General features: G+C 71.0%; 18 protein-coding genes. 5 read left to right on the forward strand and 13 right to left on the reverse strand.

The genetic code is table 11. From position 1 onward, the window contains the following. Complete coding sequence (locus O7629_RS13405) at positions 1 to 1,017, forward strand: MBL fold metallo-hydrolase (RefSeq protein WP_278169498.1); 1,017 nt, start codon at positions 1 to 3, stop codon at positions 1,015 to 1,017. Here the strand turns inward: O7629_RS13405 and O7629_RS13410 are convergent. Genes O7629_RS13410 through O7629_RS13460 form a run of 11 tightly spaced genes read right to left on the reverse strand, consistent with a single transcriptional unit; the run spans position 993 to position 13,126 of the window. Then, positions 993 to 2,609 (reverse strand): AMP-binding protein, encoded by a 1,617-nt coding sequence (locus O7629_RS13410; RefSeq protein WP_278169499.1) that lies wholly within the window; start codon positions 2,607 to 2,609, stop codon positions 993 to 995. The genes O7629_RS13405 and O7629_RS13410 overlap by 25 nt on opposite strands. Further along, positions 2,606 to 4,129 (reverse strand): AMP-binding protein, encoded by a 1,524-nt coding sequence (locus O7629_RS13415; protein WP_278169500.1) that lies wholly within the window; start codon positions 4,127 to 4,129, stop codon positions 2,606 to 2,608. The genes O7629_RS13410 and O7629_RS13415 overlap by 4 nt, the downstream gene beginning before the upstream one ends. Then, complete coding sequence (locus O7629_RS13420) at positions 4,129 to 4,623, reverse strand: VOC family protein (RefSeq protein WP_278169501.1); 495 nt, start codon at positions 4,621 to 4,623, stop codon at positions 4,129 to 4,131. The genes O7629_RS13415 and O7629_RS13420 overlap by 1 nt, the downstream gene beginning before the upstream one ends. Positions 4,624 to 4,645: 22 nt before the next feature. Further along, positions 4,646 to 5,566 carry an SDR family NAD(P)-dependent oxidoreductase gene (locus O7629_RS13425; protein ID WP_278169502.1) on the reverse strand — a complete coding sequence of 307 codons (921 nt, stop codon included), beginning with the start codon at positions 5,564 to 5,566 and terminating at the stop codon, positions 4,646 to 4,648. Beyond that, entirely contained in the window at positions 5,563 to 6,747 is a 1,185-nt protein-coding gene (locus O7629_RS13430; RefSeq protein ID WP_278169503.1) for an acetyl-CoA acetyltransferase, read from the reverse strand. The genes O7629_RS13425 and O7629_RS13430 overlap by 4 nt, the downstream gene beginning before the upstream one ends. Further along, positions 6,737 to 8,137 carry a hypothetical protein gene (locus O7629_RS13435; protein WP_278169504.1) on the reverse strand — a complete coding sequence of 467 codons (1,401 nt, stop codon included), beginning with the start codon at positions 8,135 to 8,137 and terminating at the stop codon, positions 6,737 to 6,739. The genes O7629_RS13430 and O7629_RS13435 overlap by 11 nt, the downstream gene beginning before the upstream one ends. A gap of 16 nt (positions 8,138 to 8,153) precedes the next feature. Continuing rightward, positions 8,154 to 8,945 carry an ABC transporter ATP-binding protein gene (locus O7629_RS13440; RefSeq protein WP_278169505.1) on the reverse strand — a complete coding sequence of 264 codons (792 nt, stop codon included), beginning with the start codon at positions 8,943 to 8,945 and terminating at the stop codon, positions 8,154 to 8,156. After that, a complete protein-coding gene (locus O7629_RS13445; RefSeq protein WP_278169506.1) occupies positions 8,942 to 9,829 on the reverse strand; it encodes an ABC transporter permease in 888 nt (295 codons plus the stop codon). Before O7629_RS13445 ends, O7629_RS13440 begins: the two co-directional genes overlap by 4 nt. Positions 9,830 to 9,834: 5 nt before the next feature. After that, on the reverse strand, positions 9,835 to 10,758 hold the full coding sequence (locus O7629_RS13450) for an ABC transporter permease (RefSeq protein WP_278169507.1): 924 nt from the start codon (positions 10,756 to 10,758) through the stop codon (positions 9,835 to 9,837). Further along, positions 10,755 to 11,600, reverse strand: a complete 846-nt coding sequence (locus tag O7629_RS13455; RefSeq protein WP_278169508.1) for an ABC transporter ATP-binding protein — start codon at positions 11,598 to 11,600, stop codon at positions 10,755 to 10,757. Before O7629_RS13455 ends, O7629_RS13450 begins: the two co-directional genes overlap by 4 nt. Positions 11,601 to 11,602: 2 nt before the next feature. Next, positions 11,603 to 13,126 (reverse strand): ABC transporter substrate-binding protein, encoded by a 1,524-nt coding sequence (locus tag O7629_RS13460; RefSeq protein ID WP_278169509.1) that lies wholly within the window; start codon positions 13,124 to 13,126, stop codon positions 11,603 to 11,605. A gap of 192 nt (positions 13,127 to 13,318) precedes the next feature. On the opposite strand from O7629_RS13460, the gene O7629_RS13465 reads away from it, so the two are divergent. The 3 genes from O7629_RS13465 to O7629_RS13475 are packed head-to-tail and all read left to right on the forward strand — an operon-like array spanning position 13,319 to position 15,385. Then, positions 13,319 to 14,056, forward strand: a complete 738-nt coding sequence (locus O7629_RS13465; RefSeq protein WP_278169510.1) for an enoyl-CoA hydratase/isomerase family protein — start codon at positions 13,319 to 13,321, stop codon at positions 14,054 to 14,056. After that, entirely contained in the window at positions 14,053 to 14,862 is an 810-nt protein-coding gene (locus tag O7629_RS13470; protein ID WP_278169511.1) for a VOC family protein, read from the forward strand. Before O7629_RS13465 ends, O7629_RS13470 begins: the two co-directional genes overlap by 4 nt. A gap of 7 nt (positions 14,863 to 14,869) precedes the next feature. Beyond that, positions 14,870 to 15,385 carry a flavin reductase family protein gene (locus O7629_RS13475; protein WP_278169512.1) on the forward strand — a complete coding sequence of 172 codons (516 nt, stop codon included), beginning with the start codon at positions 14,870 to 14,872 and terminating at the stop codon, positions 15,383 to 15,385. A gap of 42 nt (positions 15,386 to 15,427) precedes the next feature. Here the strand turns inward: O7629_RS13475 and O7629_RS13480 are convergent, their stop codons facing one another. Continuing rightward, entirely contained in the window at positions 15,428 to 15,913 is a 486-nt protein-coding gene (locus tag O7629_RS13480; protein ID WP_278169513.1) for a MaoC family dehydratase, read from the reverse strand. A 96-nt stretch (positions 15,914 to 16,009) separates the two neighbouring features. Between O7629_RS13480 and O7629_RS13485 the strand changes: the two genes are divergently transcribed. After that, a complete protein-coding gene (locus tag O7629_RS13485; protein ID WP_278174518.1) occupies positions 16,010 to 17,158 on the forward strand; it encodes an acyl-CoA dehydrogenase family protein in 1,149 nt (382 codons plus the stop codon). Between the two features lie 15 nt (positions 17,159 to 17,173). Here O7629_RS13485 and O7629_RS13490 read toward each other — a convergent pair whose 3' ends face one another. Next, the gene (locus O7629_RS13490; protein ID WP_278169514.1) at positions 17,174 to 17,809 is read right to left on the reverse strand and encodes a TetR/AcrR family transcriptional regulator; all 636 of its coding nucleotides are present in this window, start codon (positions 17,807 to 17,809) and stop codon (positions 17,174 to 17,176) included. Positions 17,810 to 17,876 lie beyond the last annotated feature (67 nt).

A 17,876-nucleotide genomic window follows, 5' to 3' on the forward strand; every position in this document is an offset into this window, starting at 1 on the left:
ATGTCCAGACCCGTGAACGACACGCATGCCGCCAGCTATCACGCCCGGCAGATACCGGCTCCGACCGAGGTCACCGACGGCGTCTGGGCGATCCCGATCCCGCTGCGCGGCAGCGCACTGCGCTACGTCACCGTCTTCCTGGTCGACATCGGTGACGGTGCCGTTCTGATCGACGCCGGCTACGACCACCCGAGCTGCTGGCAGTCGTTCACCGAATCGGTCGCCGCGATCGGCCACCGGATCGAGACGATCTCCACCGTCCTGCTCACCCACAACCACCCGGACCACATCGGCTTCGCCGCCCGGGTCCGGGCGCTGTCCGGTGCCTCGGTGGTCATGGGGCAGGCCGACGACTTCGCCACCATGCACCGGGGCAGGGGCGGCTTCCTCACCCAGCTGCGGACCGCCCTCACCACGACCGGCGCCCCGCCCGACGTCGTCGAGGCGATGTACGCCGACGCGGTCGCGGTCACCGCGCACCACGAGGACCTGCGGATCGACCTGGCCGTGGCCGACGAGACCGAGTTCCGGTTCGGCGACGTGACCATTCGCGCCGTGCCAGCCCCGGGGCACACCTACGGGCACACCGTCTACTTCGACACCCGCGGCTCGGTCTTCACCGGCGACACGATGATGCCCGAGGGCCCCACCCAGCTCGCGATCGTCAGCCGCGCCGACGACGACCCGGCGGCGGACCTGTTCCGGACGCTGCAGCGCGTCCGCGACCTCGGCGCGACGATCGCCTGCCCGGCCCACCAGTTCCCGTACCGCGACGTCGCGGCCCGCGCCGACGAGCTGGCTGCCTTCCACCGTGACGAGGTCGCCACCGTCAGCGCACTGGCCGGGACCGACGGGCAAACCACCGCCTGGGACGTCGCCCGGCGGATGCGGTGGCGTAAGCCATGGGACGAACTCGGCCGGGGTACCCAACGGTTCTCCCTCGTCCATGCCCAGGCCCTGCTGCGGCACACGGCGGCGTCCACCGGTAGTCGTCAGTCGCGTCGCGGCCGGTCGTAGGTCCAGTCCGGGCGCGCCGACGACCGCAGCTCCCGCAGGCTCCGCTTCAGCACCTTGCCGGACGGATTCGTCGGGAACTCGTCCACTACGTAGATTTCCTTCGGCACCTTGAAGCCGCCGAGACGCTGCCGGGCGTGGGCGATCAGCGACTCGGGTTCCAGGCCGGGTCGGCCGATCACGAACGCCACCGGGACCTCCAGCCACACCGGATGCGGCGCCGCCACCACCGACGCGGCCAGCACCAGCGGGTGGTCGGCCAGTACGTTCTCGATCTCGGCACTGGACATGTTCTCCCCACCGCTGCGGATCATGTCCTTGAGTCGGTCGCGGATGTACAGGTAGCCGTCGGCGTCGAAGCGACCGATGTCGCCGGTGTGGAACCAGCCGTCGCGCCAGGCCGCCCGGGTCGCCTGCGGATCGTCGAGGTAGCCGGGGCTCACCTTTGGGCCCCGCGCGATCACCTCGCCGTCGTCACCGACCAGCACGTCGTTGCCGTCCGCGTCGACGACCCGTACCTGGACCCACGGCACGGGCAGGCCGACCGACCCCTGCTTGGACCGCATGTGCGCCTCGTCCAGGTACGTCAGGGCGCTGCACGTCTCGGTGAGACCGTAACCCTCGATCAGCCGGGCGTCCGGAAAGAGCTCCCGCGCCACGGCGAACAACGCCGACGTGACCTGCGAATAGATGACCCACCGCACCGAGGTCAGATCGGCGACGACGACGTCGGCCGCACGGCGGACCATGTCCAGCATCGTCGCCGCCATCACCATGCCGGTGATCCGCTCGGTCTCGATCGCCCGCAGTACCGCCGCCGGCTCGAACCGCCGGTGCAGCACCATCGTGCCGCCGACATGCCAGATGCCGAAGCCTGGCAGATCGGTGCCGCCGACGTGGTACAGCGGTGCGAAGTTCAGGATCCGGTCGCTCGGCCGCAGCCCGAGCTCGACGATCTGGGCGTGCATGTTCATGTTCACGTTGCCGTGGGTGAGCAGCACGCCCTTGGGCAGCCCGGTCGTGCCGGAGGTGTAGACGATCCGGTGCAGGGCCGCCTCGTCGAGATCGACGTCGGCGACTTGGGCACCCCGGTGGCTCCCGATCAGCGCGCGCACGTCGACCCAGCCGTCGTCGTCGATCGGTTCCAGCGCGAACCGGCGTACGTCGGCCGTCGGGCCGGCGCCGGCCTCGGTCAGCGCGGCGTCGGTCAGCGCGGCGTCGGTCAGCGCGGCGTCGGTCAGCGCGGCGTCGGTCAGCGCGGCGAACTCCGGGACCGTCGCGACCGCCTGGACCCGCGCGTGCCGCAGCAGCTTGGCCAGTTCGCCGGCGGTGAGCCGGTAGTTCAGTGGCACGAAGACCGCGCCGAGCTTCGACAACGCCAGCGACAGCAGCAGGAACTCGGGCACGTTGTTGGCGATGATCGCCACCCGGGCGTCGCGGCGGACTCCCTCGGCGGCCAGACCAGCGGCCAGGGCCTCGACGTCGGCGGCGAGCTGGCGGTGGGTCCACCGCCGGCCCTCGAAGACCAACGCGTCGGCGTCGGCGAACCTCCGGGCGTTACCGGCCAGCATCGCGGCGACGTTCGCCGTACTCATCCGGCCACCGCCGTCTCGCGCAGCTGCTTCTTGAGCACCTTGCCGGAGTCGTTGCGCGGCAGCGACGTCACGATCTGCACGTACTTCGGCACCTTGTACCGGGCCAGTTCGGCCCGGCAGTGCTCGCGGATCCCCTCTGCGGTGGCGGTCGCGCCGGCGCGCAGGATCACGTACGCCTTCGGGACCTCGTCCCAGGTCGGGTCCGGCACCCCGATGACGGCGACCTCGCTGACGTCGGGATGCTTCGCGATGACCCGTTCGATCTCGGCGCTGGCGATGTTCTCCCCACCGGACTTGATCAGGTCGGCGCGGCGGTCGACGAACCACAGGTAGCCGTCGGCGTCGATCCGCCCGACGTCGCCGGTCAGGAACCAACCGTCCCGACGGGTGCGCCGGTTGGCCTCGTCGTCGTTCCAGTAGCCGGGTGAGATCTTCTCGCCCCGGATGATGATCTCCCCCGCCACGCCGGGCGGCACCGGCTGGAAGTGTTCGTCGACGATCCGGATGTGCACCCCGGGGAACGGCGCGCCGAGCGCGCCGAGCTTGCTCTGTTCGTGGGCGGCGTCCAGGTAGCAGACGCCGTTGCACAGCTCGGTCATGCCGAAGGTGTCCACCAGCCGTACGTGCGGCAGCCGGCGTTTCACCTCGCGCCGCACGCTGGGCGCGACCCCGGCGAAGAGCAGGTAGCGCAGCGACCCGAGGTCCGACTGGTCGTCGCGGTCGAGCAGCCCGAAGAGGATCTGTGCCGCCAGGACCATGCCGGTGATCCGCTCCCGGGCCACGGTCCGGGCGATGTCCGCGGCCTTGAACGTCGGGGTCAGCACCATCGTCGCGCCCGCCACGAACGTCGCCAGGCCCGGCGCCTCCAGCCCGCTGACGTGGAACAACGGAGCCGAGACGAGGATCCGGTCGGCTGCGGTGAGCTCCAGTTCGAGCACCTGCGCCAGGTGGTTGGCGGTGAGGTTGCCGCAGGTGTGGATGACGCCCTTCGGGCGTGCGGTGGTGCCGGAGGTGTAGAGCAGCCGGTGTATGTCGGCCGAGGTCTTCTCCGCGTCCGGCACCCGCACCCCCGGCGGCTGCGCGGCGAGCAGATCGGCCAGTCGACGGGCGTCGGCGACGACCCGGGTGCCGTTGGCCACCGTGATCCGCAGGCCGGTCGTGGTCGCCAGGGTGGCGGCGTCCGCAGCGAAGTCGTCGTCGTAGATCAGGGCGGTGACGCCGGCCTGGTCGATGACGTACGCCTGCTCGTTGGGGTGCAGCCGCCAGTTGAGCGGAACGGAGATGGCACCGAGGCGGCTCAGCGCCAGCAGTTCGATGACGTACGTGGCGGTGTTGCGCCCGAGCACCCCGACCAGGTCGCCGACGCCGATGCCGACGGCGCGCAGCGCCGCCGCGTGCCGGTCGACGTCGGCGTCCAGTTCGGCGTAGGTCCAGCGGGACTCTCCGTCGACCAGCGCCTCCCGGTCGGCGCGGCGCAGCGCCTGCCGGCGCAGCGTTTCGGTGAAGTTGCTGGTCGCCATCAGCTGCCGCCTTCCCGCCGCCGGGCCAGGATCTCCTCCCGGGACGGCAGCGCCACGAACTCCAGCAGGTTGCCGTCGAGGTCACGGGCCGCGAAAGCGGTGATCGGCCCGTAGTTGTCCAGCAGAACCTGGTTCGGCGGGCTCAGGCACTGCGCGCCGAGCTCGACCAGCCGGGCGTACAGCTCGTCCATCTCCGCCAGCGGCACCGCGAAGCTGAGCAGGAAGGTACCCAGTTCCAGATGTCCACCGGTCGCCGTCCGGGTCGCGGTGCCGTTCCACTCGATCAGTTCCAACTGGCCGATCTGGCTCGGTCCCTGCAGGTACTGGACCCGGCCGGCGGTGCCGGCGGGCAGGCCCAGCGACACCTCGATGCCGGGGCCGGCGACGTCGGCCCGCAGGGTCCGACGGTAGCCCAGCGCCTTCTCGTAGAAGTCCGCAGCCCGGTCGACGTCGGAGACGGTCACGGCCACATGGTGCACTTCGCTCACCGGCATGGTGGCTCCCTTCCTTGACGGCTCAGACGGTTGGACCGACGGGTCCGGACAGGGCCCGCTGGATCAGCGTGACCTCGTCGGCGCCGCTGTCGGGAACGATGAAGTCGTCGAGCCGGCAGATGTCGTCGATCGACGCGCTGATGTCGTCGGGCGAGACCGGCTCGGCCCCGCCGTACCAGCCGGGGGTGACGCCGAGGAAGATCCGCCCGACCCGGCCGCCGCCGACGGTGAGGATGTGCCGGTTGAGCTGGCACTGCCCGGAGGCGAGGTAGGTCGCCACCGCGGCGACGTGCCGGGGATCGAACCGGTCGGTCAGCTCACCGAGCAGGTTCTCGGTCATCCGGGTCGCGGCGGTCGGCGCGATCGCGTTCACCAGGATGCCCCGGCGGGCTCCTTCCAGCGCGAGCACGTTCATCAGCCCGATCAGACCGGCCTTGGCAGCTCCGTAGTTGGCCTGGCCGAAGTTGCCGAACAGCCCGGACGACGAGCTGGTCAGCACGATCCGCCCGTACCCCCGCTCGGCCATCTGCCCCCACGCGGGCCGCAGCACGTGGAACGCACCGGCGAGATGCACGTCGAGGACCGCGGTGACGTCCTCCTCGTGCATCTTGGCCAGCGTGCCGTCCCGCAGGATGCCGGCGTTGTGGATCACCGCGTCGATCCGGCCGTACTCCTGCACGGCCCGGGCGACGAGGTCGGCGCCGCCGGCGGCGGTGGCGACCGAGTCGGTCGACGCGACCGCGACACCGCCGGCGGCGCGGATCTCGTCGACCACCCGCTGCGCCGCACCGGAGGAACCCGAACCGTCCACCGCCCCGCCGAGGTCGTTGACGACCACGCGGGCACCGCGTTCGGCCAGCAGCAGGGCGTGCGCCCGGCCGATCCCGTTGCCGGCGCCGGTGACGATCGCGACCTGCCCGTCGAGGCGCACCTCGGCGCTCACCGCTGGCTCCCCAGCACCGCGACGAACGCCACGCAGGAACCCGGCTGCCCGCCGAGATTCTGCGCGAGGGCCAACCGGGCGTCGGGCACCTGGCGGGCACCGGCCGCACCCCGCAGCTGGGTGAAGCACTCGAACACCATCCGCAGCCCGGTGGCGCCGATCGGGTGGCCGAACGACTTGAGACCGCCGTCGGTGTTCACCGGCAACGCGCCGCCGAGGTCGTACCGGCCGTCGAGAATGTCCCGCCAGGCCTTGCCCCGCTCGGAGAATCCCAGGTCCTCCATCAGCACCACCTCCGTCGGAGTGAAACAGTCGTGCACCTCGGCCAGCGAGATCTGCGTCGCCGGGTCGGTGACGCCCGCCTGGTCGTAGGCCTGTCGCGCCGCCTGCACCACCTCCGGGAAGGTGGTGAAGTCGTAGCCGTCGGTGGCCAGACCCGCGCCCGACCCCGCGACGAACCCCATCCCCCGCAGGAACACCGGCTTGTCGGTGTAGCGGTAGGCGTCCTCGGCGCGGACCAGGATGGCCGCGGCGGCGCCGTCGGACACCCCCGAGCAGTCCAGCACGCCGAGCTGCCCGGCGACGCGCGGCGCGTTCTCGACGGCCTCGGCGGAGACGGCCCTACGGAACTGGGCGCGCTCGTTCAACGCGCCGTTCTCGTGGTTCTTCATCGCGACCCTGGTCAGGGCGCTGCGCATGTCCCGCGCCGCGACGCCGTACGCCTGCTGGTAGGCGGGGGCGAGCAGGGAGAATCCGGCGGGTGCGGTCCAGTCGACGTCGGTGCCGTCGGCGGGTGGGTAGACGGCGGCCAGACCGGAGTACGCCGAATCCTTCAGCTTCTCCACCCCGGTCGCCATCACCATGTCGTACGCCCCGGACGCGACCGCGAACGCCGCGTTGCGCAACGACTCCGAGCCGGTGGCGCAGTAGTTCTCCACCCGGGTGACCGGCTTGCCGACCAGGCGCAGCGGCCGGGCCAGGGTCTGCCCGGACATACCGGAGCCCTGGGTGCCCACCCAGAACGCGTCGACGTCGTCGAGGGTGGCACCGGGCAGCGACCCGACGCACTCGTGCACCGCGTCGACCAGCAGATCGTCGGCGGAACGGTGCCAGTGGTCACGAAACGGGGTACAGCCCATCGCGACGATCGCGACGTCGTGGGCCATCCGTCTACTGGCCATCGGTGGCCTCCTTCCGTGGCCGGAGTTTCCAGAAGTAGTTGTGGATCGAATCGGTGGTCCACAGCCGCCGGAACGTCGGCGTCATCGCCATGCCCACGGCCACGTCGCCCGGCGCGACGTCGGTCGCGTACATGCTGAGCCGGCCACCGCCGTCGACGTCGGCGACGACGACCGCGACCTCCGGCTCCGGCATGGTGGTCAGATGGTCCGTGGTCACGGACACCACCCGGGCCGTCTTGTCCCGCAGCGGGACCGTCGCTGGCGGCTGTCCCGTCGCGGCGGTGCCGCAGGAGGCGCAGACCTTGGCCGGCGGCGTGGTGACCTTCGCGCAGGCGGCGCAGCGGCTGCCCTCCAGCTGGAACTTCCAGCCGGACCGGCGGACCATCGGCGGTGACGCCGGTGCCGGCGATGCCGGCCGGGCCGGACCCTGTACGTCCAGCAGTCCGCGCCAGCGCAGGTAGCGGCCGTAGCCGACGGGTTGCCGGGCGGCGAGCTGCTGGCGTACGGACGCCCCACCACGCGCCGCCCGCACCCCGTCGCCGACCCGCCAGACGAAGGCGTCGGCGCCCTCGGTCGCCGACAGCAACAGGATCGTCCGGCCGGGCTGCGCCTCGTCGAGCGCGGCGGCGAGCAGCAGCGCGGGGTGGGCGGCACCGGTGAAACCGGTGGCCCGTTCGACCTTCGCGTCGGCCCCCGATCCGCCCAGTGTGCGGCGCAGCGCCGCGGCGGCACGGGTGTTCGACGACGACACGACGACCTCGTCGACGGCGTCCAGGCCGGCGAGGGCGAACGCGCGGCGGGCCGCGTCGAGGCCGGCGGTGACGAGGACGTCGGCGGTGAACCGTTCGTCCCAGACGCGGTCGTGCCGTTCCCCGGGCAGCCGCCACCGTTCCAGGATCTCGGTGGTGTGTCCGGCGCGGGCCAGCAGGGTCGCGGCACGGGTACCGCCGCCGACGAACGCTGCGGCGCCGTCGCCCTGGGCGAGTTCGTCCGGTGCCCCCGGCCGGGTGGTCCGTAGGTCGGCCAGCATCGCCGCGGCGCCGGAGCCCGCGACGAGGTCGAGGGCGGTCGCGCCGCAGCGGTGTCCGTGCAGATCGACCGCGCTGACGGCCGGATCGAGCCCGAGCGCGGCGTGCACGACCCCGGCCGAGGTCTTCGCCTCGTACGGTGCGCTGGTGGTGGCGAGCAGCAGCTGCCGACCGACATGGCCGGTGGCGGTGAGCTGCCGCATCGCCTCGACGGCCATGGTGACGGTGTCCTCGTCGAAGGCGGCGACGCTGCGTACCGGTCCGCCCGGCCTGGGCGGTCCGGACGCGTCGAGCCTGTTGTCGTGCAGGGCGTACGCCGGCAGGTGTACCGCGTAGCCGTCGATGCCGGGCTGGTCAGGCATGTGTCGCGGTTCTCCTTCAACTCCACGAGGGGATGGCGGCGAGCAGTCGCCGGGTGTACTCCTGTTGCGGCTCATCCAGCACCTGCTCGGCCGCACCCTCTTCGACGACCCGGCCGCCGCTCATCACCGCGATCCGGTCACAGAGGTCGCTGGCGAGCATCAGGTCGTGGGTGACGAAGAGCAGGCCGATGCCGAGTTCGTCGACCAGGGTGCGGAACAGCCCGACGACCTTGGTCTGGGTGGTGACGTCGAGGGCGGTGGTGCACTCGTCGGCGATCACCAGCGCCGGGCGGGTGACGACGGCCAGACCGATGGCGACCCGCTGGCGCAGCCCGCCGGAGAGCTGGTGCGGGTAGCTGCCCAGCACCCGCGCCGGGTCGGTGATGCGCATCTGCGCCAGGACCTCCACCGAGCGGCGCTCGACCTCGGCCCGGGAGATGCCCCGGACGTGGCGGCGCAGCACCTCGGCGAGCTGTGTGCCGACCCTCATCAGCGGGTTCAACGACCGGGAGGCGTCCTGGAAGACCATGCCCACGGCGCTGCCCCGGACCCGGTCGGTGCGGTCCACGCCAGGAGCCACCACCTCGTCGCCGGCGAGCGTGACCCGGCCCTGTTCGACATCGACGTTGCGTTCGAGCAGCCCGACGACGGTGCGGGCCAGGGTGGTCTTGCCACTGCCGGATTCGCCGACTACGCCGACGATCCGGCCTCGGTCGACGTCGAGGTCGACGTCGTCGAGCAGCCGCAGGTCGCCGTCGGCGAGTCGGGCGACGACGGACAGGCCGCGAACGCTCAGCAGCGCGGTCATCGGCGCCTCTTCCGTGGGTCGTGGTGGGTGAGCAGCGCGTCGCCCAACAGGTTGACCAGCAGCACCAGCAAGGTGATGGCAAGCCCGGGGAAGAGCGCGATCCACCAGGCCTGGCTCAGCTCGTCCTGGCCGGAGGCGAGCATCGACCCCCAGCTCACACTCGGTGGCGGTACGCCGAGGCCGAGGAAGCTCAACGCGCTCTCGATCAGGATCGCCGTGCCGATCTGGAGGGTGCCGAGCGCGACGACCGTACCGGCGAGGTTGGGCAGGACGTGCCGGAAGACGATCCGCGCCTCCGACGCGCCGGCCGCCCGTAGACCGGTGACGAACTGCCGCTCGCGGATCGCCAGGGTCGCCGACCGGGTGACCCGGGCGCAGACCGCCCAACCGGTCAGCGCCAGCACCAGGAACAGCACCGGCAGGGAGCTGCCCCGGTTCGAGATGATCGCGAGGGCGACCAGGATGAACGGCAGGGCCAGCTGGGCGTCGATGAGCACCGAGATGACCCGGTCGACCCAGCTGCGGAAGTAGCCGGCCAGGACGCCGAGCAGGGTGCCGGGACCGATGGCGACCAGGGCGCCGGCGACGCCGATCAGGATGGTCAGCCGGCCGGCGGAGACGAACTGGGTCAGGACGTCCTGGCCGAGTTTGTCGGTGCCGAGTGGATGCGCCCAGGTTCCGCCGTCGAGGAAGGCGGGCGGTCGCCGGGTCGCGGCCAGGTCCTGCCCGGGCTCCGGCAGCAGTCCGGTCAGCGGCAGTACCAGCACCAGGCCGGCGACGACCACCAGCGGCAGGGACAGCCAGAACACCGAGGTACGGGCCCGCCGTACCGGGCGTCGTGGGGTCTGCGTCGTGGGTGCCGGATGCACATCGGTTCGGCTCATGGCCGTCACCTCACCCTCGGGTCGACGACCGAATGGATCACGTCGACGAGCAGGTTCAGCAGGACGAACGTCAACGCACCGAAGACGACAATCGCCTGGACAAGCGGGAAGTCCCGGAACTGGATGGCCTGCAGCGCCAGCTGACCGAGGCCGGGCCAGGAGTAGACGTACTCGATCGCGACGGCGCCGGAGAGCAGAATGCCGGTCTGCAGCACGACGATGGTCAGGATCGGCATCATCGCGTTCTTGAACGCGTGCCGCCACACCACCCGCCGGCCGCGCAGCCCGCGGGCCCGGGCGGAGTCGATGTACGGCTCGGCCAACGTCTCGCTCATCGACGCCCTGGTGAGCCGGGCGATCTGGGCCATCGGGTACACCGACATGGTGACCGCGGGAAGGACCAGATGCTGCGGGGTGCCGGACTGCCCGGCGGGCAGCCAGCCGAGGTTCACGGCGAACAGCGCCACCAGCATCATGCCGAACCAGAAGACGGGCACCGACTGGCCGAGCAGTGCGACGGTGGAGGCGGCGCGGTCCCACCAGGTGCCCTCCCGGGTCGCGGCCAGCACCCCGAGCGGCACCCCGACCAGTACGGCGAGTGCCATGCCGGCGGCGACCAGTTGCAGGGTGAACGGCAGCCGGTCGGCGATCAGGGTCGTGTTGGCCTGGTAGAACTGCAGCGACTGGCCAAGGTCACCGGTGAGGATGCCCTTGAGGTAGTCGAGATACTGGACGACCAGCGGCAGGTCGAGACCGAGTTCGTGCCGCAGGGCGTCCCGCTGCTCCGGAGTGGCCATCGGTCCGAGGATCGCCACGGTCGGATCGCCGGAGAGCCGCCCGAGGGCGAACGCCAGGCTCAGCGCGATGAGTAGGGACGCCAGCAGCGACGCCAGGCGGCTGCCGACCCGTCGGACGGTGCTGGCCTTCATCGGCGCGACCTCCAGCGGGCACCGGGCATCGCGGCGAGCAGCTCGCGCGTGTAGTCGTTGCGGGGAGTGACGAAGACCGACTCGCACGGACCCGACTCGACGACCCGGCCCTGGTACATGACGTACACGGTGTCGCAGACGGAGCGCACGACGGCGAGGTCGTGGCTGATCATCAGCAGGGCCGCGCCGGTGCTCTGCCGGATCTGGGCCAGCAGCGCCAGCACGTCGGCCTGCACCGAGACGTCGAGGCCGGAGGTCGGTTCGTCCGCCACGATCAGCCGCGGCCGCATCAGCAGTGCCCGGGCGATGCAGACCCGCTGGGCCTGGCCGCCGGAGAGCTGGTGCGGGTAGCGGTCGAGGATCTGCGGCGCGAGCCGGACCCGGTCGAGCAGTTCGGTGTCGCTGATCCAGGAGGTGCGCTCGGGTTGCAGCCGGCGCAGTTCCCGCAGCCCGGAGCGGACCGACTGCCGCGGGTCGAGCGACCCGTGCGGATCCTGGAAGACCACCTGCACCTCGGGGCGCAGCCGCCGCAGCCGCGCCCGACTGATCGAGGAGAGCTGGTGCCCGAGCAGCCGGATGGCTCCGTCGCCACGGGTGCCCAGCCCGGTGGCCGCCATGGCGAGCGTCGTCTTGCCGGATCCGGATTCGCCGACGACGGCGACGCTCTCGCCGGCGCCGATGCGCAGCGACACGTGGTCGACCGCGCGCAGCACCGTCCCCGTGCTCCGGTCGCGGTGCTCGACGACCAGATCGTCGACCACCAGCACGGCGGTGTCGGTGTCCGGGGTGCGGGGGTGCCGGGCGGGTTCGCCCGACACCCCCGTCTGCGCTGCTCCGGTCATCGTCAGCGGGTCGTCTTCGTGAAGTCCACGGTGTTCAGCGGACCGAAGTCGACGCCGGTGACACCGGGGCCGGTCGCGTAGTTGAAGATCTGCCGGTAGAGCGGGACGTAGCAGTGCTTCTCGACCACTCCGATGGTGTTGAGCTGCTCGTAGATCGGGGCAGCCTGCTCGGCGCTGTCCTGTTCGAGCGCCTGCTGGGCAAGCTGGTCGATCTGCGGGTCGGGGCAGTTGCCGGTCAACGACGCGGTCTTCATGAAGCCGCTGACGAAGTAGTCCGGCACGGCGACGTTGGGTACTCCGGCGAAGATGGCGACGCCGGGGACCTGGCGGCCGATGATCCGCTGCACCAGGGTGCCGTAGTCGAGCGGCTCGTAGCTGACCGTGAAGCCGGCCTGTTCGAGGCTGCCGCCCACGGCCTGGGCGACCTCTTCGATGTTGGTGTACTGCGCCGCCGGATAGGTGATCTGCACGGCCGGGGCCGCGTCACCGACGAGTTGCGCGGCCTTTGCCGGGTCTGCGGTGACGCTGTCCTGCGGTTGCTGGCCGGGCCGGACGTTGAGCAGTCCGGCGTCGGCGGCGGCCTGGCCGTCGAAGATGCCGCTGACGATCGCGTCCCGGTCGATGGCCAGGGCAGCGGCCTCGCGCAACTGCGGGTCGTCGAACGGGGCCTTGGTCGAGTCGAGGAAGGCGATGATCTTGATGGCGGTCTCGGTGCGGACCACGTCGACCCCGGCCGCCTCGGCCGCCTGCGCCTGGGCCGGCGGTAGGTCGAAGGAGACGTCCACGGTCCCGCTCTGGATCAACGCGAGCCGCTGCGCGGCCTCGTTTGCCCAGGTGAAGGTGACGCCGTCGTTCGTCGGTTCGTCGCCCCAGTAGTCGGGGTTCTTGGTGACCGAGATGTCGCGGCCGGCGTTGGCGCCGGCCCACACGTACGGGCCGGTGCCGACTGGTGCTGCGGCGAAGCCTTCGGACCCCTGCTCCTGGTAGTAGGCCGGTGGGACCAGGTAGACCGTGGTGAGCAGGTCGGGAATGTTGTACTGCGGCGTGCCGGTGGTGACCACGACGGTGGCGTCGTCGGTTGCCTCGATCGAGGTGACGTTGCTGAAGTAGGACTTCAGCGGTGACCCCTCGGTGTCGCGGGTGAGGGTGATGGTGTTCGCGACGGCGGCCGCGTCGGCCGCTTCCCCGTTGCTGAAGGTGATGTCGGGGCGGACGGTGAACGTCCAGGTCGTGGCGTCGGTACGGGTCCAGTTGGTGATCAGACCGGTGTCGGTGGGCGCGAGGTCTTCGTCGATGTCGATCAGTGGTTCGAGCATTGTCGCCCAGACCACCTGGGCGGAGCGCGCACCGACGATCGGATCGAGGGTGGCGGGCTGGGCCGCGAGCAGCGCACGGATGATGGTCGGGCCGGACGACCCGGTGTCATCGGGTTCGGTGCCACCGCAGGCGGTCAGGCCGACGCTGGCGACAGTGATGGCGGCGGCGGCCACGAGGGGCCGCCGGGAACGCAGGATTTTCATGATCATCAGGGGTGTCCTTCACAGCGATGGACCCGTTCACGTCGCCGCGTTGCGCGCCGGTGACGCTCGCCACAAAGTACCGACCAGCCGGTATCAAGTCAACGGTTCGCGCAGGTATCTCGACTATGACATTCGCGTGACAAAGGCCAGCCAGCCAGCGGCGTTGTGAACATACCGACCGGTATGTATGATGCACCGGTGGCCCCTACCCTCACCCCTCGGCACGACGGACGCCTCATCCGGGTGCGCTACGACAACGCGGCCCGCGGCAACTGCTTCGACGACACCGCGCTGCATGAACTCGTCCACGCGTTGGAGACCGCCGCGGCCGTTGACAGCTGCGCGGTCGTCGAGCTCGCGATGGCCGGCCGGAACTTCTGCGGTGGCTGGGACACCACGGCGTTCACCGAGCTGGCCGGCAGTTCACCCGAGACGGTGGCGGACAGCCTGCGCGCCAGCGACGCCGCACTGCGGCGGATCCGGCGACTCCCGGTGCCAGTGGTCGCCGCGGTCCGGGGCCGGGTGATCGGCTTCGGCGCCGGCCTGCTCGACGCCGTACACCTGCCGATCGCCGCGACCAGCGCCCGCCTGTCGCTACCCGAGGCCCGGTTCGGCTTCGCCCCCGCCGGCGTCGGCTACGCGATCGCCCGGGCGCTACCCCGGCCACAGGCCTACCACCTGCTGACCGGGGCCACGACCGCGTCCGCCGACCAGATGCTCGCCTGGGGGCTGGTCGCCGAGGTCGTCGCCGACGACGATCTCGACCGCGCGACCGCGGCTCTGGTCGAGGCGCTGCTCGCCGTACCCGGCCGCACCCTGCGAGCAGTGGTCGAGGTCGTCGAGTCGAGCCGGGCCACCGGCCGGCCCGATCACGCCTACGACGTCTCGGCGCGCACCATCGTCGCCGGTGTCGCCGCGCGCGGGGCGGACCGATGAGCGGTCGATTCCAGGCTGGCGAGGCCGTCTGGGTGGAGTTGGCCACCCCCGATCCGGACAAGGTCGAACCGTTCTACCGCGCGTTACTCGGCTGGACGGTGCGTGCCGAACGGCTCGGTGCCACCACCTACCGGATGTGTGGCATCGACGGACGCGACGTGGCCGGCATCTCCGACGCCGCCGCGCTGCACGCCGGCCGGCCAAGGGGCTGGATCGTCTACTTCGCGGTCGACGACGTCAGTCGGAGCGCCACCCGGGCGGTCCAGCTCGGCGGCGAGCTGGTCACCCCGCCGCGATATCTGCCGGCCGCCGGCACCGGCGCCGTCGTCATCGACCCGTTCGGCGCCGCGTTCGGCCTCTACCAGGGCGAGTCGCGCACCGGCGTGCAGCTGCTCAACTCGGTCGGCGCACTGTGCTGGAACGAATTGAACACCGGGGAGCCCGCCGCCTCGGTGAGCTACTACCGGTCCCTGTTCGGCTACGTCACCCGGCGGACGACAGACACGCCCACCGCCCGCCCGTACACCCTGCTGATGCTCGGCGACGTCGCGGTCGCCGGCGTGCTGGCACTCGACAACGATTGGCCGAACCTGATCCCGGCGAAGTGGATCACCTACTTCGCCGTGGATTCCCTGGACGACGCGCTGCGGCGGGTCTGCGCGCTCGGCGGGACGCCGACCGTCGGCCCGGTCCGGAGCCCGTACGGACGTCTTCACCTGGTGAAGGATCCCGGCGGCCATTCACTTTGCCTCATCCAGCTCGACGGCGGCCTGCGCCCCGGGCACGACTCCTCCCCCAGGCGGTGACCTCCCGATGACGGCCGAGCCACTGTTCGACTCGACGGAGTTCCGTCAGGTGTGTGGTCACTTCCCCACCGGCGTCACCGCGGTCACCGCGATCACCGCCCAGGGCGGCGTCGCCGCGCTGACCGTGAACTCGTTCACCTCGGTCTCGCTGCAGCCGGCGAAGGTGCTGTTCTGTGTGACCAGCTCCTCGTCCAGCTTCCCGACCCTGGTCGGATCCGAACGGATCGCCATCCACATCCTCAGCCGGGACCAGGAGGACGTGGCGCGCCGGTTCGCCACGTCCGGTCTGACCGGCGCGGAGAAACTCGCCGGGGTGTCCTGGCTGCCCGGTCCGGACGGGGTTCCGCTGCTGCCCGGCACACCGGCGGTGCTCGCCGGACGACGCGACGAGGTGATCACCAGCGGTGACCATGTCATCTTCCTGCTCGACATCGACCACGTGCATCTGAAGCCGACGAGCGTGCCGGCGTTGTCGTTCTACCGGGGACGGTTCGTCAGTCCGTCGGCCACCGCGACCGAGTGAGCGGGATGGGGACGCCGCGCCGTCGCCAAACGCCGACGCGACTCAGCTGTAGTACCGGAACAGGATCTCGGCCACGCAGCAGGGAGTCGACTGGTCGGCGAACTCCACTGTCACCGAGGCCTTGGCCTGCACGCCGTCCCCGGTACCGGGGACGGCGGCGATCGGCTGGGCCGACACCAGCGTTGCGGTGCCCTGGATCGGCACACCGGGCGGCAACGGCCGGACGAACCGGACCCGGTCCAGCCCGTAGTTGACGCCCATGGCGAAGGTCTGCACCTCGAGGATGTCCGCGAGCAGGCGCGGGACGAGCGCCAGGGTCAGGAATCCGTGCACGACGGTGGTGCCGAACGGGCCGGACCGCGCCCGCTCGACGTCGACGTGGATCCACTGGTGGTCCCCGGTGACGTCGGCGAACTGGTCGATCTGCCGCTGGGTAACCACCTGCGGCGCACTGGCCCCCAGCTCCGTGCCGACCAGGTCGAGCAGGTCACCCGGGCTACGCACGATCGTCCGTGATGCGGTTCGCATGGTCACTCCAGTTGGCGAACGGGCCATCGGCGGCCCTCTTCATTCCGACCGGATGGTATCATCAGATTCCGGATCGCTGAGCAGGGAGGTTCCGTGGTGTTCGAGGCGTACCAGCTGCCGGATGAGCACGCCGCCGTACGGGAGGCCGTACGACAGGTGTGCGACGACAAGGTCGCACCGCACGCGGCGGCCGCCGACGAGAACGCCGAGTTCCCGCAGGCCTCCTACGACGCGCTGCGCGCCGCCGACTTCCACGCCCCGCACATCCCCGTCGAGTACGGCGGCGCCGGTGCGGACGCCCTCGCCACCGCGATCGTCATCGAGGAAGTGGCGCGGGCGTGTGCCACCTCGTCACTGATCCCGGCCGGCAACAAGCTCGGGACCATGCCGCTGCTGCTCGCCGCCGGCGAGCACCTCAAGCAGCGGTATCTTCCACCGGTCGCCCGGGGCGAGGCGATGTTCTCGTACTGCCTGTCCGAACCCGACGCCGGCAGCGACGCGGCCGGCATGCGGACCCGCGCCGAACGCGACGGCGACTCCTGGGTGCTCAACGGGGTCAAGCGCTGGATCACCAACGCCGGACTGAGCGAGTACTACACGGTCTTCGCCGTCACCGACCCGGCGGCACGCTCGCGCGGCATCTCCGCCTTCGTGGTGGAGAGGTCCGATCCCGGGGTCAGCTTCGGCGCGCCGGAGCGCAAGCTCGGCATCAAGGGATCCCCGACCCGCGAGGTGTACCTCGACAACGTCCGCGTCCCGGCGGACCGGGTCATCGGTGCGCCGGGAACCGGCTTCGCGACGGCGATGCGGACGCTGGACCACACCCGGGTCACCATCGCCGCTCAGGCCCTGGGCATCGCCCAGGGCGCGCTGGACTACGCCCTGGGTTACGTACGGCAACGACAGCAGTTCGGCCGGGCCATCGCCGATTTCCAGGGGGTCCAGTTTCTCCTCTCGGACATGGGCATGACCCTGGAGGCGGCACGGCAGCTCACCTACGCGGCCGCCGGCAGGTCCGAGCGGGGCGAGCCGGACCTGACCTACTTCGGCGCGGCAGCCAAGTGCTTCGCTTCCGACGCGGCGATGAAGATCACCACCGACGCCGTCCAACTGCTCGGCGGCTACGGGTACACCCGTGACTTCCCGGTGGAACGGATGATGCGCGACGCCAAGATCACCCAGATCTACGAGGGCACCAACCAGGTGCAACGGGTCGTCATGGCCCGCCAGCTGCTCGCCGGCTGACCGGCCCTTCCCGGTTCAGCGAAGACCGTCGAGCACCATCGCGCTGAACTGGCGCGCCACCTCGTCGATGCTGAGCGGACCGTCGACGTTGAGCCACTGGTACGCCCAGGCGCACATGCCCACCAGCCCGAAGGTGACGATCCGCGGGTCCATGTCCGCGCGGAGGACACCACGGGCGATACCGTCGGAGATCATGCCGGCGAAGGCCGCCTCCACCGCGTCCCGCTTGCGCGTCACCTCGGCGAACATGTCTCCGGCGAGGTACCGCCGCTCCTGGTAGAAGATCGTCACGTGTGCCCGGTACTCGGCCACGCTGGTCAGGCTGAACCGGATCAGCTCCGCCACCCGTACCGCTGGGTCGTCGCTGCCGGCCTCGATCTGCTGGATCGCGGCCAGTTGCGCCTCCAGGTACTCCTCCTGGATGTGCCGCAGCAGGTCGTCCTTGCTCTCGAAGTGGTGGTAGAAGGCACCCTTGGTCAGCCCGGCCTGGTCGGCGATCTCCTGTACCGACGTCCGGTCGAAACCCCGACGCCCGAACAGTTCCAGCGCGCTGGCGATCAACGACTTGCGGGTGTTCTCCGGGTCGTAGCCGTCGGCCCAGCGTTGCCTGCGCCGGGTCGCCGCCGGGCGGTTGGACGTCGCACGAGCCATCGGTGGCCTCCGCTTCCCGCTCCACTCGGAGCCCGACAATCCTACCGCCCGGTCGGAAGGTCCGCTG

The sequence above is a fragment of the Solwaraspora sp. WMMD792 genome, from assembly GCF_029626105.1.
Taxonomy (GTDB): Bacteria; Actinomycetota; Actinomycetes; order Mycobacteriales; family Micromonosporaceae; genus Micromonospora_E.

Excerpts from the sequence above, each read along its gene's own strand:
- O7629_RS13440 (WP_278169505.1), bottom strand. The coding sequence starts at position 8,945 with ATGACCGCGCTGCTGAGCGTTCGCGGCCTGTCCGTCGTCGCCCGACTC.
- O7629_RS13430 (WP_278169503.1), bottom strand. The coding sequence starts at position 6,747 with ATGGCCAGTAGACGGATGGCCCACGACGTCGCGATCGTCGCGATGGGC.
- O7629_RS13405 (WP_278169498.1), top strand. The coding sequence starts at position 1 with ATGTCCAGACCCGTGAACGACACGCATGCCGCCAGCTATCACGCCCGG.
- O7629_RS13415 (WP_278169500.1), bottom strand. The coding sequence starts at position 4,129 with ATGGCGACCAGCAACTTCACCGAAACGCTGCGCCGGCAGGCGCTGCGC.
- O7629_RS13480 (WP_278169513.1), bottom strand. The coding sequence starts at position 15,913 with ATGCGAACCGCATCACGGACGATCGTGCGTAGCCCGGGTGACCTGCTC.
- O7629_RS13410 (WP_278169499.1), bottom strand. The coding sequence starts at position 2,609 with ATGAGTACGGCGAACGTCGCCGCGATGCTGGCCGGTAACGCCCGGAGG.
- O7629_RS13475 (WP_278169512.1), top strand. The coding sequence starts at position 14,870 with ATGACGGCCGAGCCACTGTTCGACTCGACGGAGTTCCGTCAGGTGTGT.
- O7629_RS13435 (WP_278169504.1), bottom strand. The coding sequence starts at position 8,137 with ATGCCTGACCAGCCCGGCATCGACGGCTACGCGGTACACCTGCCGGCG.
- O7629_RS13420 (WP_278169501.1), bottom strand. The coding sequence starts at position 4,623 with ATGCCGGTGAGCGAAGTGCACCATGTGGCCGTGACCGTCTCCGACGTC.
- O7629_RS13460 (WP_278169509.1), bottom strand. The coding sequence starts at position 13,126 with ATGATCATGAAAATCCTGCGTTCCCGGCGGCCCCTCGTGGCCGCCGCC.
- O7629_RS13470 (WP_278169511.1), top strand. The coding sequence starts at position 14,053 with ATGAGCGGTCGATTCCAGGCTGGCGAGGCCGTCTGGGTGGAGTTGGCC.
- O7629_RS13445 (WP_278169506.1), bottom strand. The coding sequence starts at position 9,829 with ATGAGCCGAACCGATGTGCATCCGGCACCCACGACGCAGACCCCACGA.
- O7629_RS13490 (WP_278169514.1), bottom strand. The coding sequence starts at position 17,809 with ATGGCTCGTGCGACGTCCAACCGCCCGGCGGCGACCCGGCGCAGGCAA.
- O7629_RS13455 (WP_278169508.1), bottom strand. The coding sequence starts at position 11,600 with ATGACCGGAGCAGCGCAGACGGGGGTGTCGGGCGAACCCGCCCGGCAC.
- O7629_RS13450 (WP_278169507.1), bottom strand. The coding sequence starts at position 10,758 with ATGAAGGCCAGCACCGTCCGACGGGTCGGCAGCCGCCTGGCGTCGCTG.